This is a genomic window from Streptomyces sp. NPDC059080, from assembly GCF_042739975.1.
Classification (GTDB): Bacteria; Actinomycetota; Actinomycetes; order Streptomycetales; family Streptomycetaceae; genus Streptomyces; species Streptomyces benahoarensis.
On the sequence record NZ_JBHYGX010000001.1, the window covers coordinates 65,561 to 85,168 of the forward strand.

The following is a 19,608-nucleotide window of genomic DNA, read 5'->3' on the forward strand; positions in this document are numbered from 1 at the left end:
AAGCCGACACAAATATATGATCAGGTTGGAGAAACTTTGGCGTGCTGCTCCGGAGCAGGTTCGTGAGGCGCGGAGCGCCGAAGGTCATCTTTTGGCGGCCTTCGGCGAGTATCTGAAAGGGATGTTGGACGAGCTTTCCATCCCTGTTTACAAGTCCGTGGCGCGTGGCTTTTCGGCTTACCTGAAGAGCTGGAGCACCGCGGATGGGCAGCCCTCTGGCGACGCTCCGGCCGAGGGGCGGACTGACGTACTGGAAGTCGGCCGGCCCGTGACGGTCACCGATGTGCTGTCGGAAATCGAGAGTGTCGTGGGGGATCTGATGTCAGTGGATCCCGACACGCTTGCTGCCGACGATCTTCCGTTCTGGCAGTCGCTCGTCGAAAGGGCGGAAGACCTCCTGAAGGGCATCTGCGATCAGGGGATGCTCGGTGATCTTCCTGAGGGTGAGCGAGGCCAATGGGCGGAAGAACTGGAGGCCGCGCTGGAGCCGTGGACTGCGCTGCAGCCCGACGCGCCTACCGTTCGTAGCCTGCTGGAGGAAATGGCGCAGGCGCACGGTTCCCCGGACCACCCGTTCGTGGCGGAAGTCAGGAAATGGCTGGTGTGGTCGGGGCTGCGCCCCAAGATGGGTGTGCGCTACGCCGACTGGATCCGGAACTGGTGGCGGGAGGCGCACAGTGCGGTGGTCGGCACAGGTGCCACGCCCCAGGAAGAGAAGGAGGCGATGCTGGGCCATCTGAAGGACGCATTGGGGGCGGGAGAAGGCGCGGGCGCGAGTCGTGAAGCCGGCCTTTCCGGATGGCGACGGATAGCCGCAACTTCCCTTCTGACGTACTTGGACAAGCCTGAGCGCCGGCAACTGGGCACCGGTGTGTGGGCCTCCTCGCTGTTCGATCTGGACAACCTTATCGAGCAGCGGTATGCCACGGGCCCGCTGGCCGAGATTCTGCAGGCTTGGCGGGAAGACCTGATAAAGACGACGGATGAGAAAGTGGCGAGGAAGGAGGCAGAGAGGGAGAAGGGAAGTGTCAAGGAACACGCCGCCATGCAGGTGCGGTATTTTCTCCTGTGGGAGAAGTATGTGGTGGGGGGCAACCCGGCCGAGAGCAGTCGGAAACTTCTGGACGTGAAGGTCCTGCCGTCCAAGGACAAGGAGTACAGGAAATATCTCCTTGAGGTCTTTGGGTCGGAGGAAGTCGACTTTGAGTCGGAGGAGGTCAACAAAGATACGCTCCGCCGCAGGCAGCAATTGGCCAACCATTTCCTGAAGTTCCGCGACGCATACCTCAGGAGTCATCCGGGGTTGCTGGGTGGTCAGCCGGAGTCTTCGGGTGGTGGCAGGCCGGCGGTGACGCAGTGGCCGTCCGAAGCTGCGGTGGTCTCGGGTGGCGCGGCGGTCTCGGCTGGAACCGGCCTGGAGGGCGGCAGTGGTCCGGACGCTTCGGGAGGGGGGCCGCTCGGCGAGGCGATCGAGCCGGTGCTGGAAGACACGCCGATGCCGTTGGCGGACGGGGAGTCGGGGGCAGCTCATGACCCGCTCGGGGACTATTTCCGTGAGCTGATGGGGGAGGCATCGGAGAACGCGCCGATGAACGCGCCGATGTCTCTGGGGGAGGAGCAGGCGTCCGGGGGCCTGCAGGAGGTTGTCGATGGTGGTCTCTCCTGGGATGACTTCGTGTGGGACGGCGGTTCCAGTGGCGCGATGCAGGGTGTGGAGGAGCAGGCGTCCGGGGGCCTGCAGGAGGTTCTCGATGGTGGTCTCACTTGGGATGACTTCGTGTGGAACGACGGTTCCGGTGGTGCGATGGAGGGTGTGGAGCAGCAGGCGCCGGGGGGTCCGGCGGGCGGTGGAGCTGATGCGCCTCCGGGTTTGTGGGACAGCCCCTATGCCGTCCTGCGGGGGGCGTTGCCTGCGGGGTTGGCGGAGGCGGAGCGGGCGGGGACGTTTGATTTGGGTGAGGCGCTGACGCGTTGGCTGGGTGATGCTCAGACGCGCGGGGCGGCTCAGGACTTGATCCGTGGTGCGGGCCCTGTTGGCGATGTGTTCCGGGAGCTCGTCGCGGAGAAGGCCGGCACGTTCGATGTGCATGACGGAGCGGCGTACCTGTGGATGGACGGGATCGAGGAGGCTGCTTATTCCCTCGGTTCCCGGGTTGTCCTGGAGCCGTGGTCGGTGTTGTCGCCGCAGTCGGGTGATGCACCGTCGCCGGGGCATGTCGGTGTGTGTGTCAACCATGCGGGCGGGCGGCGCATCCCGGTGGGCTGGGAGGGCTCCGGGGGCGAGTCGGGGGTGGTGTTGCTTCCGCAGTCGCCGGAGTTCGTGGTCGTCGTGGACGAGATGGTGTATGGGCGCAGGTGGCTCCAGCTGGAACCGGTCGGGCCTGAGGCGCCCGAGCAGGGGTTCCTGGACTTCCTGAACTTCCTGGACGATGACGGCCCCTTCTCGGGTGGGGCGAGCGGCACGGGGCTCGGATTCCCCGGTGGTGGTTCGGGCGGCCCGCAGCCGTCCGGCGGCTCCGTACCGAACCCGCCGCATGTGAGCTCGCAGCCTCCGGCGCCTGGTGGGCAGGGCTTTCCGCAGGGCGGTATGCAGGGTCAGGTCCCGGGCGGGCGGGGAGCTTTCGGTGCAGCGGGGCAGAGTTTCGGTTTGGGGACTGAGGGCTCGCAGGTGCTGTTCGGTGCCGAGCTCGCGGAGCTTGCCGGGTTGGCGGCGGGGTATCTGTCGTGGCCGATGGCGATCGGGGGCGATGCGTGGGCGCGGTATCAGGAGGCCCGGGAGTTGGTGGAGCAGGCGTTGCTCGACCATGGGCCGGATGCCGCGCGTGAGCTGGCAGAGCACTTGACTCGGGCGGAGCGGGAGCGGGAGTTCGCGGAGTTGCCGCAGGAGCTGCGGGAGGTGCTGATGCCAGAGCAGCGGGAGGCGTTCCTGGCGGGGCTTCGGGTGATGCTTGGGGAGGGGCAGTTCCACGCGTTGTCGGATGAATGGGCGAGGGCGCGGGTGCCTGGGCTGCCGGCCACGCTGGTGTCGCGGATTCCGGCGGAGCGTGGTGGGTTGTCGGGTGGTATGCCGAAGGACCGGGTTCGGCGGCGGAACACTGGTGGGAGTGTGGCGGGTTCGTCCGGGTCGCGGCGGGTTGGGCAGTCGTCGTCGGGGGCGGGCAGTGGGCCGGTGGTGTCCGGTGTGGTGGAGGAGGCGCTGCGTTCGTTGCGTCGGGCTCCCCAGGGGTTTGCGGAGGTGGCGTCGCGCTCGTTGGCTGAGGTGCAGGGGGTGCGTGAGCGGGAGACGTATGCGCAGGCGATCAGTGCGTACCTGGCCGTGTATGACGGTCACACTCCGCCCGTGTCGCCTGCGTTGTACGAGGGATTCACGACGTATCTCCAGCAACTGGGGCCGGAGGTTCTTCGGAGGCTGAGGCCGAACGACCGGGCGACGGATGAAGATGCGGTGGACGGTATTCGCTCGGCTGCCAACGACATCTACCAGCGTTACGTGCTGGACAGGAATGCGGCGGACGGTCGTGACGGGGGTCCGGTGGCGGGCTCCTCGTGGGTGCAGGCGTCGGGTTCGTCCGTGGAGCCGTCGGTGTCGTCCGCGGGGGCCTCTGCCGGGTCTTCTTCGCGGTCGGTTCCTGTTTCCGGGCCGTTTCGTAGCGTTGGCGAGGTCGTCGGTGCGGCGGAGGAGTTTGTGCGGGGGTGGGAGCAGCGTTCCGCCGACCAGGAGTTGACGCGGGCCCGGCTGGAGGAGGGCTGGGAAATCCTCGCCGGTCTGCCGTGGGAGGAGAACGAGGGGCTGCATGAGCGGCTTGTGCGGGCGTTGACGGAGGGGGAGGACGCGGTCGGCGGGGTCAAGCCGGACAGTTCGCTGCCGTTCGGGGGCGAGGCGCCGGGTGAGTCGGTTGACCGGTCATTGGACGGCCCTGTGGTGCAGGGCTGGTTCGACTGGACGCGGAGGCTGGAGGAGTACGTCTCGAAGATGGAGAAGGCGGCGCGCGAGGGGGGTGTGCATCCGGCGAAGGTTCCGTTCGTGCGCCGCTACCGGCGTGACGTGTGGCATCCCGAGGCCCGTCACCGCTTGTTCGGCGAGGAGGTGCTGGTGACCCGGCGCCTCAACCGGGTGCTGAAATTCGTCGCCGACGAGCCCGCGAGGGTGGCCGACGGGCCCGCGAGGGGTGTGGCCCGGTCCTCGAAGCGGTCCGGCCGGGGAAGTGAGCTGGCGGAGGACCACCCCTTTGTCACGGAGGTGAATGAGTGGTTGAACAGCCTGAAAATCAGTCCTTCAAGCCGACCGATCTATAAGACCAAGTTGGAGAAACTTTGGCGTGATGCTCCGGGAGAGGCGCGTGAGGTGCGGAGCGCCGACGGTCATCCTTTGGCGGCCTTCGGCGAGCATCTGGAACGGAACTTGGACGATCTTTCCGACCCTAATTCCAAGTCCTTGGCGCGTCGCTTTTTGGCTCACTTGAAGAGCTGGGACGCCGTGGATGTGCAGCCTTCTGGTGACGCTCCGGCCGAGGGGCGGGATAACGCATTGGAAACCGGCCAGCCGGTGACGGTCACCGATGTGCTGTCGGAAATCGAGAGTGTCGTGGGGGGGCTGATGGCAGTGGATCCCAACACGCTCGCCGCCGGCGATCTCCTGTTCTGGAAGTCGCTCGTCGAAAGGGCGGAAGACCTCCTGAAGGGCATCCGCGATCAGGGTGTGCTTGGTGATCTTCCTGAGGGGGAGCGAGGCCAATGGGCGGCAGGACTGGAGGCCGCGCTGGCGCCGTGGATGGCGCGGCAGCCCGACGCGCCCGCCGTTCGTCGCCTGCTGGAGGAAATGGCGCAGGCGCATGGTTCCCCGGGCCACCCGTTCGTGGCGGAAGTCAGGAAATGGCTGGTGTGGTCGGGGTTGAGCCCTAGGGCGAGTGTGGTCTACGCCGCCAAAATCCGAGGCTGGTGGCAGCAGGCGCACCGTGAGGTGGCCGGAACATGTGCCACGCTCCAGGAGGAGATGGAGGCGATGGTGCGCCATCTGCAGGGCGCAGTGCGGCCGGGAGAAGGCGCGGGCGCGAGCCGTGAAGCCGTCCTTCCCTCATGGCAGCGGGAAGGCGCAAGTGCCCTTCTGACGTACTTGATCAAGTCTGGGAACCGGCAGCTGGGCGCCGGAGGGCGGGCCCCCTCGGTGAACGAACTGGACAACCTTCTCGAGCAACGGTATGCCACGGGCCCGCTGGCCGAGATCCTGCGGGCTTGGCGGGACGACCTGATAAAGACGACCGATGAGAAATTGAAGGCGAAGGAGGCGGTGAGGGAAAAGCGTAAGGTCAGGGGTTACGCCTTCGACAAGGTGCGGCAATTTCTCCTGTGGGAGAAGTATGTGGTGGGGGGCGACCCAGCCGAAAATAGCCGGAAACTTCTGGACGTGAAGGTCCTGCCGACCAAGGATAACGAGTATAAGAAATACCTCCTTGAGGTTTTTGGAGCGGAGGGGGTCACTGAAAATGCGCTCCTCAACAGGCAGAAGGCGGCCAACAGTTTCATGAGGTTCCGCGACAATTACCTCAAGAGTCATCCGGGGTTGCTGGGTGGCCAGCCGGAGTCTTCGGGTGGTGGCAGGCCGGCGGTGACGCAGCGGCCGTCCGGAGCCACGGCGGTCTCGGGTGGCCCGGCAGCATCGGACGGAACCGGTCCGGAGGGCGGCAGTGGTCCGGACGCTTCGGGAGGGGGGCCGCTCGGCGAGGCGATCGAGCCGGTGCTGGAAGACACGCCGATGCCGTTGGCGGACGGCGAGTCCGGGGCTGCTCATGACCCGCTCGGGGACTATCTCCGTGAGCTGATGGGGGAGGCATCGGAGAACGCGCCGATGAACGCACCGATGCCTCTGGGGGAGGAGCAGGCGTCCGGGGGCCTGCAGGAGGTTCTCGATGGTGGTCTCACTTGGGATGACTTCGTGTGGGACGGCGGTTCCGGTGAGGCGATGCAGGGTGTGGAGCAGCAGACGCCGGGGGGTCCGGAAGGCGGCGGAGCTGAAGCGCTTCCGGCTAGGTGGGACAGCCCCCATGCCGTACTGCGGGAGGTGCTGCCCGCGGGGTTGGCGGAGGCGGAGCGGGTGGGGACGTTTGATTTGGGTGAGGCGCTGACGCGTTGGCTGGGCGATGCTCAGACGCATGCGACGGCTCAGGGCCTGATCCGTGGTGCGGGCCCTGTCGGTGATGCGTTCCGGGAGCTCGTCGAGGGGAAGGCTGGCACCTTCGACGTGCATCAGGGACCGGCGTACCTGTGGACGGATGGGATCAAGGAGTCCGCTTATTCCCTCGGTTCCCGGGTTGTCCTGGAGCCGTGGTCGGTGTTGTCGCCGCAGTCAGGTGATGCACCGTCGCCGGGGCATGTCGGTGTGTGTGTCAACAATGCGGGCGGGCGGCGAATCCCGGTGGGCCGGGAGGGCTCCGGGGGCGAGTTCTCCGCGGGGGTGGTGTTGCTTCCGCAGTCGCCGGAGTTCGTGGTCGTCATGGACACGATGGTGGATGGCCGCAGGTGGCTCCAACTGGAACCGGTCGGGCCCGAGGTGCCCCAGCCGGAGTCCCTGGGCTTCCTGGACTTCTTGGACGATGACGGCCCCTTCTCGGGTGGGGCGGGCGGCACGGGGCTCGGGTTCCCCGGTGGTGGTTCGGGCGGCCCGCAGCCGTCCGGCGGTCCCGTACCGAACCTGCCGCAGTCGAACGCGTCGTGGCCGAACGCGTCGTGGCCGGTGAACGACGCGCAGGGCTCCCACGGCGGACCGGTGCGCCGGGCGGCTGCCGCCGCGCCCGCCACGGCCGGGGGAGCGCCGTACGGAACGGCGTCCGGGGGCACCGGGAACACGCACGGCGGGGGACAGCCGACGGAGGACGCGCCGAGCGAGCTGGGCGGCACCCCGCCGACCGGCACCCCGCCCACCGGCACCCCGCCCCTCCCCGGCACACTGTCGCAGACCGCCTTCCCGCTGGACCCCGCGCTCGACCCCCGGCTCACCGCCGAGGAGTGGGCCGCCGGTGACCTGAACCGCTCCCAGCGGGCGCTGCGGCTGCTGCGCTCGTACTACGTGACGTGGGAGCAGTCGCTGTTGCCGGAGTCCCGGAGGACGCCGCACCCGCTGCTCGACGGCGGGCCGCAGGACTCGTACCACCTGCGCAAGCAGAAGCTGGACACGTTCCTCGGCGAACACCTGCTGCTGATCGAGGCGTTGGGGGAGGGGGATCACGCGGCGGGAGTGAGCCGCTTCATGGCGGTGACGGTGGAGCCGTGGGCCGACATCCCCGATGACGTCAGCGCGCAGACCGACGGAACCGCAGGCACCACGTCCGCCCCGCCGCAGCCCCACGCCACCGCGTCGGTCACGGACGCCGTCGGCGCGGTGCCCGACGTGATGCATGAGGTGCGCCACGACGGCTCCTGGAGCACCGGCACCCTGCGCCGGCTGACCGGGCCGTGGCCCGACCTGCGGCGGGCGCTGCTGCCCGGCGCGGACGGCACCCCCGGTCCGACGGATTCGCTCAGGGTGCATGCCGAGCGGAAGGTGCGGCAGTTCCTGCGCCTGGCCTGGGAGACCGGTCCCGGCTCCGACCGGATCGTGCCGGTGGCGACCCTGGTCAAGGCGCTGCTGCTCAGCGGCCTGCCGATGTCCGGCGATCACGGGCCGATGACATACCCCGACGACGAGGTGTTCCGGCGCCACCGCACCCTGTTCGACGGGGACGACGACGTCCTCAAGGCCATGGAGGTCAGCAAGGCCCGCGACCGCGTCCACGAGTATTTTGAGGGAGCCCTCACCGCGGAGGAGGTCTTCGACGCCCTGGCGGGGGCGGCGGCCCGGCTCACCGCCCCCGAGGCGCCGACGGCCTCCACGGTGCAGAAGCTGTTCGGTGAGGTGCTCCAGTTCCTCCAGGCCGAGGAGTCGGTCCCCTACGTGGCGGGCGAGGGGCCCACAGGAGCGACGATAGCCCCGCAGGGCCCGTTGTTCGTCTACCGCACCGCCGAGAACGACAGCCACCGGTCGCTGGCGCGGATGGGCGGCACTCCGTCACTGTTCCGGTACGAGGGCGTGCGCCACGACCGGTTCACCCGCCTCGCCGAACTGTTCACGACGCCCGAGCGTGTCCGCGAGGAGTACGCCCGCACCCTCACCCGCGAGCGGCAGGCCGTGACCGACTGGCGCAACGGCTGGCTGCTCGCCGACGATCCGCTGCACCGCATCAGCCGGACGGATCCTCACCTCACCGAGCTGGACCACGGCTACTTCGACATGCTCCGGGCGCAGCACCGCGCCACGACCCAGGAGACCCGCGAACTCTGGGACTTCCTCCACCGGGTGGCGGGCGACGAACCGTCCCCCGGGGGAATCACCGACGCGGCCCGGGAGCTGTTCGCGGTGCATGCGCTGGTCAGGGGGAAGGCCCTGCCCGACTTCCGGCAGGATCTCGCCGACCGGACGCTGCCCGCGGTGATCACCGCCGCCGTCGCCGCCGCCGGTCTGCGCAGGCTGGACGAGTACACCGGCGTGGCACGGCAGCGTATGACCTCCGCCGGGCTTCCGTATACGGTCGGGCACGAGCTCGATCTCGGCCTCACGTTCGGCACGGTGGGTGACGCGCCGTCCGGTGCGGGCAATGTCGAGATCGTCTACGAAGCGTTCACGTCCGTCACGACCGCGCGGCTCTTCCCGGACAATCCGGCAGCCCCGGTGATCTTCCGGCCCGGCACCCGGGGCGTCGTCACCGCCGTCGAGAGCGCGCCGGAGCTGAGCACACCGGGGGCCTACGGCTACCGCGTGCGCGTCGTCCCGATGGGGAAGCAGATCGGACCACCGGTCGAGGTGCACCCGCCGACCGAGAAGTTCAAGGACTGGATCGAATGGCTCGGCCCCGTGCCGTTCCAGCGGTTCCAGGCCCGGCGCTACGAGCTGGGTGACGGGACGGTACTGGCCCGGCTGGTCACGTTCATCCACCTGCGTCCCCATGACGGGGTGACGCCCGAGAAGACGGACGAGATCAAGGACCTGGCCGCCAGGGTCGTCCGTGTGTACCACAACGTGGGGCACCGCTTTCCCAACGGTGACCTGGTGGAGTTCGCGGTGGAGTTCACCGACGACGCGGACCGCTGCCACCACGTGGTCGATCTGCTGCCGGGGGCCGGCGGGGCGGACAGCGCCACGTGGTACGTCACGACCCTCACGCTGGTCCTTCTCCACGAGCTGAGCCATCTCTTCGGCGGTGAGGACTGGTATCAGGAGGGCTGGCCGCGTCCGCTGGACGAAGACGGTTCGGTGATGTCCGCGCAGTACACCGACGAGCGGGGGGAGATCCGGCTCAACGGCGATCTGCCGATTGCCTTCGGCTCCGAGGTCCGCAATCAGCGGTGGCTGCCGCACGACCTGTCGATGCTCTGGTCGTCCATCGAGCGGGCACAGCTCGCCACCGGTGACGTGCCGGGCGAGGGCGGCACCACGAAGGGCTGGACGGACTCCTTGAAGGCATCCTTGAAGAACGCCTTGACGGGCGAAGAGAGGGTGCCGGTGGGTGAGCTGCTGCTCTCACCGGACGAGGTGCGGGCCGCGGCGGGTGATGTCCCGAAGCCCCTGCCGTCCGCCCTCGACCAGGTCACCGTCCCGGAGGAGGTGCGTCACAAGGTGCTGTGGGGCGATCCCGGCGCCAACCGGCCGGGTCGACTGGCGCCGCGCAACCACTCCACCTTCCGCGAACCCCCGAAGCGCAGTGTCGGTGCGATGCTGCCCAACTACACCTACCTCGCGTCGTTCCCGGGCCTTGCGACGCCCCTCAAGGACGGCACCGCGCACCACACCACGGCCGGCGACCTCGCGGAGCCCCCGGCCAAGCCGGACGAGCCGGTGCTGATGTTCCCCGACACCATGACCGAGGACGAGGTCGTGTACGCGGCTCGCCAGGCGTTTCTCGACTGGCGCCGGCGGGGCGGCACCCTGGACGTGGCCACCGGCCGGGCTGAGTTCGACGGGATCTACCAGGGGCTGCGCATCCGCGGTGTCCTCGACGGCACCGGCCAGATCCTCGACTTCGCCCCGCACGAGGAGCAGACCCACCCCGAGTCCGGCAAGCTGCTCCAGGCACCGCTCTTCCGTAACCAACTGCCCGAGCCCGCTCCTGAGGGCCCGCCGCGCATCACCCGCACCACGGAACGCGTGATCCTCTACGGCGACCGGCTCAACGGCGTCGGCGGCTACCACGCCTTCCACCCGCAGACCCAGGAGAACTGGGGCGTCCATTACCGTGTGTCCTCGAAATCCTTCGCCGAGAACGGGGTCCGGTTCGCGAGCGTGCGTCTGCTGGACCCCACGGTGTCGCCGTTCTCGGAGGCCAGCCGCGACCTCGACAACTGGCGCCCTGCCCTTGACAGCCAACACGCCCGCCACCTGGTCTTCCCGGCGAACTGGACGGCGGACACCCTCTGGGGGGCCCTCAATATCGCCCACGGAGCGGCCCTGGAAAGCGGCCGCTTCGTCTGGCCCGGCGCGGACGACAACGGCGAGCTCCGGGCCGGCTACCTGTGGACCGGCGAGGGCCACGGCGTCCGTATCCAGGGCTACGTCCTCCAGGGACGGCACGTGTGGGCCCGCCCCGCCCCGGCACAGCCCAGGGGCGCGTGGAACCGCTGGAACGAGCAGGAAGTTGTCGCGAGTACCGGCGGGCACGAGCGGAATTTGCGCATACGGAGCGGTGGGGAGAAACGCTTCGAGGTGTCGTACGTCGCCCTCAAGGATGGCGACCTGGGCCTGCGGCTGGTACGGAAGGTCACGGCGCCGTCGCCCCTGACACCCGAGCAGGCGCAGGACCTTGAGTCGCTCCGGCAGAGGATTCAGGAATGCATCGACACGGAGTACAACTCCCTCAACCGCTTTGACAGGCTGCCGCTGATCCGCTTCGACCTGGAATTCCGGCAGCCGGACGCCGATGAGCGGGGCGTGACGCCGGCCGACCGGTTCTTCTCGGAGGCCGGGGGCAGAACCGACGCACAACGGGCGGAGATGTGGCTGGGGATCACACCGGATCCCCGCGCCGTCTTCTCCCTTCTCTTCGCGGCACAAGCGGCCCTCCCGATGCCGGAACCCGGGGAATGGTTCCCCGAGACGGCCGCCCCGCAAGTGGCGGCTCTGCTCGACGCCCTCACACCGCGCGGCATCCTTCAGGACAGCGAGGCCAAGCCGCTGCTCCGGGCCTACGACGCAGCGCGGACGGCGCCCCACGCCACCGTGCAGAGCACCGTCGAGGAACTGCTCGCCCGGGTCCGTGCGAATTTCCGGGACGAGGCGTGGGCGCGGGAAAGGACGGAATACCGCCCGCCGGAGATCACGGAAGAGCAACTGCGGCTGCTCGCCTTCCGCAAGGCCAAGCAGAGCCTGGCCGGCAACCTGTACAAGAACGTCCACACCATGCAGCTGCCGGGCCACCCCGACACGGAATTGCAGGTCGAGACCGCATCGGACGGCATCATCCGCGACTACCGGCTGCAACCGGCCCCGGGCGCTCGCGCTTCCTGGTCGCTCGCCGGGCTCGCCGACCCGTCGGGCATCACGGGCGGCGGCGCCGCGACACCCGGTCCCGGGAACGGGCCGGCGACCGCCCCGGGCGGCCAGGGCTCCACTGTCCTGCCGAACGAGCCCTCCGTGCCGCCGCACGGCGCCTCCGACGACGTCCGCACGGACGGCGACGCCCTCTGGGACAGCGACGAGGAGGTGGACTTTGCGCAGTACGTGAACCGTGGCCCGGAGGACGCAGGCGGCAGCGCCGTACCTCCGAGGGCACAGGCGCCCGGCGGAGACGGGGCCGCGGCACCGCAGGTGCCGTTCGGTGAGGAAGACGTACGGCGGTTCGCGCAGGCGTCGGGGTATCTGCGGTGGCCGATGCCCGCCATGGGCGGTGCCGGGTCGTCGCGGCGTCGGCGGGCCAGGAGGGACGCGCTGGCGGCGGTGGAGAAGGCATTGTTCCTCAAGGGGCCGGAGGCTGCGCGTGAGCGTGTGGCGGAGCTGTCCCGGCGGGAGCGGGCGGCGGAGTTCGACGGGTTGCCGCAGGCTCTGCGGGACCACCTGTCGAAGGCGCAGCGGGAGCAGTACCTGCGGGGGTATCAGGTAACGCTCCATGCAGAGCAGTTGGCGCTCCTGACGCCTGCGCAGGTGGACTCGCTGACGACGGGGCTGCCGCACGCCCTCAGCCCGTGGATCCGCGCGGAGGACGAGCGCGCCGCTCTGTACGGAGGGGCGCCGGATCGAGGGGGCCGGCGGCGCACGGGGAGCGCCGCGCAGGGGCCGTCCACGTCGCGGCAGGGAACGGACCCGGGACGCGCTCGGGAGCCGGGGCCGTACGCGCGGGCGTCGGCTGCCCTGGACGCCATGGACATCATGAACGTCGAGCCCTCGCCCGGGCCGATGGGCTTCGAGCAGTTCCCCGGGCCGATGGGCTTCGAGCCGCTGCCCGGGCCACATGACGGCCCTTCCCCGCAGCAGTTCGGTTCCGCCGCGCTCTGGGACGGCGACCCCGGCACCCTGGAGGACTTCCTCCAGGACACGGGGGTTTACGAGGAACAGCAGCAGGCGCTGCTGCCCGCCCGCGAGAACACCCCTGCCTCTGTCCCGGAAGACATGGTGCAGCACTACCTTCTGGTCGCGGACCTCCTCGGATGGCCCGCCGAAATGCGGACCGCCCACGAAGAGCAGCTGCCGGACGGCGAAGTGGTCCGCCGTACCCAGCTGTTCAACGACGCGCTGCAGCGGGTGGGCCACGTGTACGAGGCCGCGGGGCCGACGGCCGCCGCGGAGGCGGCGCGACAGCTGACCACGCGTGCGTACGAGGACGGGGAAGCGTGGATCGGCACGAGCGACGAGCGTGCGGCTCGCCGGTCCCGTAGCCGTACACCGGGTACGGGGACACCCGGGTCGGTGAGGAGCGGCGGTGTCCGTCCCCCCGCGGGGACACGGGCCACGACGGCGGACGGCTCCCAGGGGCTCACGGAGGCATCGTCGCCGAGGCGTGGGCGGCCCACACCGACGCGACGGGAGGACGTCTACCCGCCCGGGCAGGCAAGGCAAAGGCGCGCGGCGTCCGGACAGGCAGGGCAGAAGCGCGCGGCGTCCGGAAGGAGCCGGTTCCGGCTGGACGGGCCGGTACCGCGGGAGGCGCAGCCGTCGGCCCCGACGGAGCAGAGCTTTGCGATGTTCTCCCGCACCTCCGTCCCGGTACCGCAGGTGCCCGGGGAGCAGCCCCAGGGGTGGCCCGTCACCGCGCACGACATGGTCCTCGGCCTCCAGGCCCTGGAAAAGGAGTCCCTCGCCAGGGCGGTCACCGGATGCTTCGACGATCCGGACGTCAGGCCGCCGAAGGTCAGAAGCAAGATGTCGGGGATCAAGCTCTGGCTCGCCTACGTCGAATCACTGGGGGTGGACCCGTTGGGAGGGCTCCACCGTCCGGAGGAGGACGAGGGGTTCGCCCGGTTCCTTGAGCGATATCAGGCCGGGGACGGAAAATCGGCCAGGCCGCTCGGCCGGTACAAGGCCGGAGCGGCGGCCCTCTACACCTACCTCGCCAAACACCCCGAACTGCTCCGCAGCACGGATACGCAGGCGACGGAGGAGCCGCCGCACGGCGCGGAGGCGGACGACGCACTGAGCGAGGTCCCGACCGAGGCGCTGCGGAGCGGCCTTCACGACCTCTCCGGGGACATGCCCGGGGAGCTGATGGCGGCGGACACTCTCCACACGGCCCTGACCGCGTCGCATCCGCATGCCGCACAGGCCCATCTGTGGCTGGACGACGCGGTGGCCGGACGGTACGGCCCGGGGAGCAGCATCACGTGGGACGGAGCGTTCACCGCGTACCGGGAGCTGCCGCCGCACGGCCGGGGGACACACCTGTGGCTCCATGTCCGTTCCCCGGAGCCTTCGGCGCACTCCGCCGAGGTGACGGTCCCCACCGGTACCCGTTTCGAGGTCCTGGCAGAGGAGTTCGCGCCGGACGGAACCAGGCGACTGGTGCTCGTCGCGGAGGACCTGTGGGGAGAACCGGACGGCGATCTGCTGGTCGGCGGCGGAGGCCGGCAGCCCACCCCCGGCACCGTTCCGGACAATCTGCTACAGGTCTACTCCGAGGCGTCGGACCTGCTGGGCTGGCCACCGCAGTGGGGTGGCGACGACGAGTCCCTGCGCCGCTGGCAGTTGACGAACGACGCGGTGGACACCGTCAGCGCCGTCCTGCTCTCCGGCGACCGGGATGTCGCCCTGGCGAAGGCCCGAGCCCTGTCGGAGTGGGCCCGGAACGCGGGGGAGACCTGGATCGACGATGCGCCTCAGGCACCGCCTGCCACGGACATCGACCCGTTCGCCGTGCTCGGTGAGCCGTCCGTCGCCACCTCCTACGCCGGCAGCCTGGCGGGTGTCACCAGGCTCCCCTACGCCGCCGCCGGAGAGCCGGGCGTGCGCATCGAGGTGCCGGTCGGTTACGGGTGGCTGGCGACACGGCAGCTGCTCAACGACCTGCAGCCCCCGCACAGTCCGGGGAACCCGGAAGCCCGCCGGGTGCACGACTGGCTGTCCGCCTACCGGGACGCGCAGACGCGGGAGTCGCTGGCCCAGTCCCTCCACGTCTGGTGCCGGCACGTCCGCATGGCGGGCACGGGGGGAGGCAATGCGCTGCTGTCCCCCTCGGCAGACGTTGTCGCGTCCTTCGGGCCCAAGGTGGCGCAGGAGGCGCAGCGGGGTGTCCGGGGGGAGCAGCGGGCGCGCAGGTGGATTTCGGCGGCACGGGGCTTCTACCAGAGTCTCGGGACCGAAGGCGCGGCCACGGTGCAGGCCCTCGCGGGCCTGTACGCCGGAGCAACGGAGGAACCGTCCACCGGTTCCCGCCAGTTGGCCACGACGACGGCACCGGGCGGCGTACACCAGGAGAGCGCGGGCGGGCCCCCTGCCGCCGCCGGTCCCGCGCTGGCCGCCCGGCTCGACGCCATCCGGCCGCGGGACGCTCACCTGGCCGAGGTGATCACCGGCTACCTGCTCCGACGGGACCTGCTGCCCGGTGTCCGGTGGAACCTGACGGATGGTCTGTTCACCTGGCTCGACTACGCGGAACGTGAGGGCCTCGACCCGCTGGCGGCCCGGTACGAACCCGGGACGCACCGGGGCTTCGAGCGGTACCTTGCCGAGCTGCTGGTGCCGCAGACCGCGGGGCTGCTGGCGGTGAGCCAACAGAACCGCAAGCGCGCCGGCGCACAGCTCTTCTACGACTACCTGACCCACCATCCGGAGCTGCTCAGGGAAGCCCCTGCGCCGCGGTCGTCCGAGCCTGCTCCCGGAACGGAACGTCAGCGGTAGGCGGGCCGGCGGGGCGCGCCGCAGCCTCGCCGGCCGCCCCGCTCGCCCCGGGAACGGCCGACCACGCCCGCCCCGCCCCGTCCCACGGAACGATCACGCCCTTCACCGGCCGTGCGGACTCTGCCACGCTGTGCGCGGCGTCCGACTGCCCGCGTGCCGGCACCGTCCGTACCGGCCATCCCCCGTACAGGAGCCCGAACCCATGAAGCGCGCCGTTACCCTGTCCGCCCTGGCCGTCCTGCTCGCCGCCACCGCCGCCGCGCCGTCCGCGGCCACGCCCGCCCCGGCGCCCAGCGCGGCGCCGACCGCGGCGGGTGCGCATCGGCCGCAACCGTCGGCCCGCTCGCTCCTGGACACCGTCCCGCGCCGCGGTGTGCTGCGTGTCTGTACCACCGGCGACTACCGCCCCTACACCTACCGCGACCCCGGGACGGGCGCGTACTCCGGCGTCGACCTCGACATGGCGAAGGACCTGGCGGCGAGCCTGGACGCCACGCCCCGTTATGTCGCGAGCACTTGGGCGTCGCTCGTCGGGGACCTCGCCGAGGGGCGGTGCGACATCGCCATGGGCGGCGTCTCCATCACGCTGCCGCGCGCCCGCGCCGTGGCGTTCAGCGAGCCCACCCGCCGCGACGGCAAGACGCCGGTCGTCCGCTGCGCGGACAAGGAGAAGTACGGCACGCTGGAGCAGATCGACCGGCCGGAGACGCGGGTGGTCGTCAACCCCGGGGGGACGAACGAGGAGTTCGCGCGGGCGCACCTGAAGCGGGCCAAGGTCACCGTCCATCCGGACAACACCACGATCTTCGACGAGATCATCGCCGGGCGCGCCGATGTGATGATGACCGATGCCGGGGAGACGCTCTACCAGGCCAGGATCCACCCCGAGCTGTGCGCGCTCCACCCGGACAAGCCGTTCACCTTCTCCGAGAAGGCGTACGCCCTGCCGCGCGGCGACGCCGAGTTCACCGCGTACGTCGACCAGTGGGTCCATCTGGCGAAGAACGACGGGACGTACCAGAAGTACGAGGACGCCTGGATGAAGTGACGCGTGGAGGAAGGGGAGGGTACGGAGGGTGACGGTCCGTCCCTCCTCTTTTGCTGTTTTCCCGCCAGCCGCCCGCCCCTGGGCTACGCTCCCGGGCCGGAGCCACCGCCGTCGGGCCGGTGCCGGACCCCATGAACCGGTACAGATCGCAGGTAACGGATACTTGGTCGGTTGGGGCCGGCGTTCCGCGAACGGTGTGCGGCGGCCACCCGACAGAGCGTGACAATCGGCGGAAGGGCAAGACCTCGTGGCAAGGGTTCGAAGAGGCGTACGCGTCATGGGCGCCGTGCTGGCGGCGGTGCTCGGCGCCTCCCTCGCGGGGTGCAGCAGTACCGGAGGCAAGCGTGCCGAGGACGCGCGGGCGGCGCAGGCCGCCGGCGGCCGGGCGGCGGTGAACACCCCCAGGTGGACCTTTGCGATGGTCACCCACTCCGGAGACGGCGACACCTTCTGGGACATCGTCCAGAACGGTGCGCAGCAGGCCGCGGCGAAGGACAACATCAAGTTCGTCTACGGCCACGACAAGGAGGCCCAGCGGCAGAGCCAGCTGGTGCAGTCCTACATCGACCAGAAGGTCGACGGGCTGATCGTCACGCTCGCCAAGCCCGACGCCATGAAGGACGTCGTGGCCAAGGCCGAGAAGGCCGGTATCCCGGTGATCACGGTGAACTCCGGTGCCGAGGATTCGAAGAAGTCCGGCGCGCTCAGCCACATCGGGCAGGACGAGACGGTCGCCGGTGAGGCGGTCGGCGAGGAGCTGAACCGCCGCGGTCACAAGAAGGCCCTCTGCGTCCTGCACGAGCAGGGCAACGTCGGCCACGAGCAGCGCTGCGACGGCACGAAGAAGACCTTCAAGGGCGATCTGGAGAAGCTGTACGTCGAGGGCACCAACATGCCCGACGTGCAGTCGTCCATCGAGTCCAAGCTCCAGGCCGACCCGTCCATCGATGCGGTCGTCACCCTCGGCGCGCCGTTCGCGCCCACCGCCGTCAAGGCCAAGGAGCAGGCCGGGAGCAAGGCCGAGATCGACACCTTCGACCTCAACGCGCAGGTCGCGAGCGGCATCGAGGACGGCTCCCTCGGCTTCGCCGTCGACCAGCAGCCCTACCTCCAGGGGTACCAGGCCGTCGACCTGCTGTGGCTGTACAAGTACAACGCCGACATGCTCGGCGGCGGCAAGCCCGTGCTCACCGGACCGCAGGTGATCACCAAGAAGGACGCTGCGGCCCTCCAGGAGTACACGAAGCGGGGCACCCGATGAGCCCGGCCGGAAGCGGCGCGCCGCCACAGCTCGCGGTCGCGGCGTCCGGCGACGAACGGCTGCTGCGCCGCTCGCCGGTGCACCGCCTGATGGGCCGCCCCGAACTGGGCTCGGTCGTCGGCGCCCTCGCCGTCTTCGTCTTCTTCGCCTGCGTCGCCGAACCCTTCCTGCGGGCCGCCAGTCTCTCCACCGTCCTGTACGCGTCGTCGACGATCGGCATCATGGCCGTCCCCGTCGCGCTGCTGATGATCGGCGGGGAGTTCGACCTGTCCGCCGGGGTGATGGTGGTCAGCTCGGCGCTGATCTCGTCGATGTTCAGCTACCGGATGACCGCCAACACCTGGGTCGGCGTCGGGGTGTCGCTGCTGGTCACCCTGGCCATCGGGTTCTTCAACGGCTTTCTGCTGACCCGTACGAAGCTGCCCAGCTTCATCATCACGCTCGGCACGTTCTTCATGCTGACCGGCCTCAACCTCGGCTTCACCAAGCTGATCAGCGGCACCGTCTCCACGAAGACCATCGCCGACATGGAGGGCTTCGACTCCGCCCGCGCCGTCTTCGCCTCGCACCTGACACTCGGCGGCGTCGACATCCAGGTCACCATCCTGTGGTGGATCGTGCTGGTCGCCGTCGCCACCTGGGTCCTGCTGCGCACCCGCGTCGGCAACTGGATCTTCGCGGTGGGCGGCGGCGACGACGCGGCGCGCGCGGTCGGCGTCCCGGTCGTCAAGACCAAGATCGGCCTGTACATGGGCGTCGCCCTCGCCGCCTGGATCTCCGGCCAGCACCTGCTGTTCTCTTACGACGCGATCCAGTCCGGCGACGGCGTCGGCAACGAGTTCCTGTACATCATCGCGGCGGTCGTCGGCGGCTGTCTGATGACCGGCGGCTACGGCTCGGCGATCGGCTCCGCCGTCGGCGCGTTCATCTTCGGCATGACCAGCAAGGGCATCGTCTACGCGCAGTGGAACCCGGACTGGTTCAAGTTCTTCCTCGGGGCGATGCTGCTGCTCGCCACACTGCTGAACGCATGGGTGCGCAAACGGGCGGAGGAGAAGGCATGACGGCCCTGGTCGAGCTGGCCGACGTCAGCAAGTTCTACGGCAACGTCAAGGCGCTGGAAGGCGTCTCGCTGGAGGTGCACGCAGGGGAGATCACCTGCGTGCTCGGCGACAACGGCGCCGGGAAGTCCACCCTCATCAAGATCATCGCGGGGCTGCACCAGCACGACGCGGGCAGCTTCACCGTCGACGGGGACGAGACCCGCCTGGTCAACCCGCGCGACGCCCTCGACCGCGGCATCGCCACCGTCTACCAGGACCTCGCCGTCGTCCCGCTGATGCCGGTGTGGCGCAATTTCTTCCTCGGCTCCGAGCCGACCACGGGCCGCGGCCCGTTCCGCCGCCTGGACGCGCGCACCATGCGCGAGACCACCCGCAGCGAACTGCTGCGGATGGGCATCGACCTGCGCGACGTCGACCAGCCCATCGGCACCCTCTCCGGCGGCGAGCGGCAGTGCGTCGCCATCGCCCGCGCCGTCTACTTCGGCGCCAAGGTCCTCGTCCTCGACGAGCCGACGGCGGCGCTCGGCGTCAAGCAGTCCGGCGTCGTCCTGAAGTACGTCGCGGCCGCCCGGGACGCCGGGCTCGGCGTGGTGTTGATCACCCACAACCCGCACCACGCCTACCTCGTCGGCGACCGCTTCGTCCTCCTCAAGCGCGGTGCGATGGCCGGCAGCCACGCCCGGTCGGAGATCTCGCTGGAGGAGCTGACCCGCCAAATGGCAGGCGGCAGCGAGCTGGAGCAGCTCAGCCACGAGCTGGCCCGCGAGGCGACCCCGGAATTCCCCGGCGGCCACCGCCCCGGCTGAGCCCGCCCGGGGGCGCGCGGCGCTTGCGCCCGCGTCTCCACACCGCGATGCGCCGGACCTGGCCGGTGATGCACAATCGC

Annotated in this window: 5 protein-coding genes (1 of these 5 running past the window's edge); all 5 read left to right on the forward strand. The window is 69.9% G+C overall.

The window, feature by feature from the left end; all coding sequences use genetic code 11:
* On the forward strand, nt 1–15,349 hold the 3' portion of the coding sequence (locus ACFWWQ_RS00165; protein WP_384587529.1) for a hypothetical protein. It extends 29,267 nt beyond the left edge of the window; the window shows 15,349 of its 44,616 coding nt (coding positions 29,268–44,616); the start codon falls outside the window, past its left edge; it ends in the stop codon at nt 15,347–15,349.
* A gap of 202 nt (nt 15,350–15,551) precedes the next feature.
* Nucleotides 15,552–16,397, forward strand: coding sequence for a transporter substrate-binding domain-containing protein (locus tag ACFWWQ_RS00170; protein WP_384587533.1), 846 nt, complete (start codon nt 15,552–15,554; stop codon nt 16,395–16,397).
* 277 nt (nt 16,398–16,674) lie between these two features.
* Nucleotides 16,675–17,658, forward strand: a complete 984-nt coding sequence (locus tag ACFWWQ_RS00175; protein ID WP_384587536.1) for a sugar ABC transporter substrate-binding protein — start codon at nt 16,675–16,677, stop codon at nt 17,656–17,658.
* On the forward strand, nt 17,655–18,722 hold the full coding sequence (locus ACFWWQ_RS00180; protein ID WP_384587539.1) for an ABC transporter permease: 1,068 nt from the start codon (nt 17,655–17,657) through the stop codon (nt 18,720–18,722). The genes ACFWWQ_RS00175 and ACFWWQ_RS00180 overlap by 4 nt, the downstream gene beginning before the upstream one ends.
* Complete coding sequence (locus tag ACFWWQ_RS00185) at nt 18,719–19,528, forward strand: ATP-binding cassette domain-containing protein (RefSeq protein ID WP_384587542.1); 810 nt, start codon at nt 18,719–18,721, stop codon at nt 19,526–19,528. Before ACFWWQ_RS00180 ends, ACFWWQ_RS00185 begins: the two co-directional genes overlap by 4 nt.
* Nucleotides 19,529–19,608 lie beyond the last annotated feature (80 nt).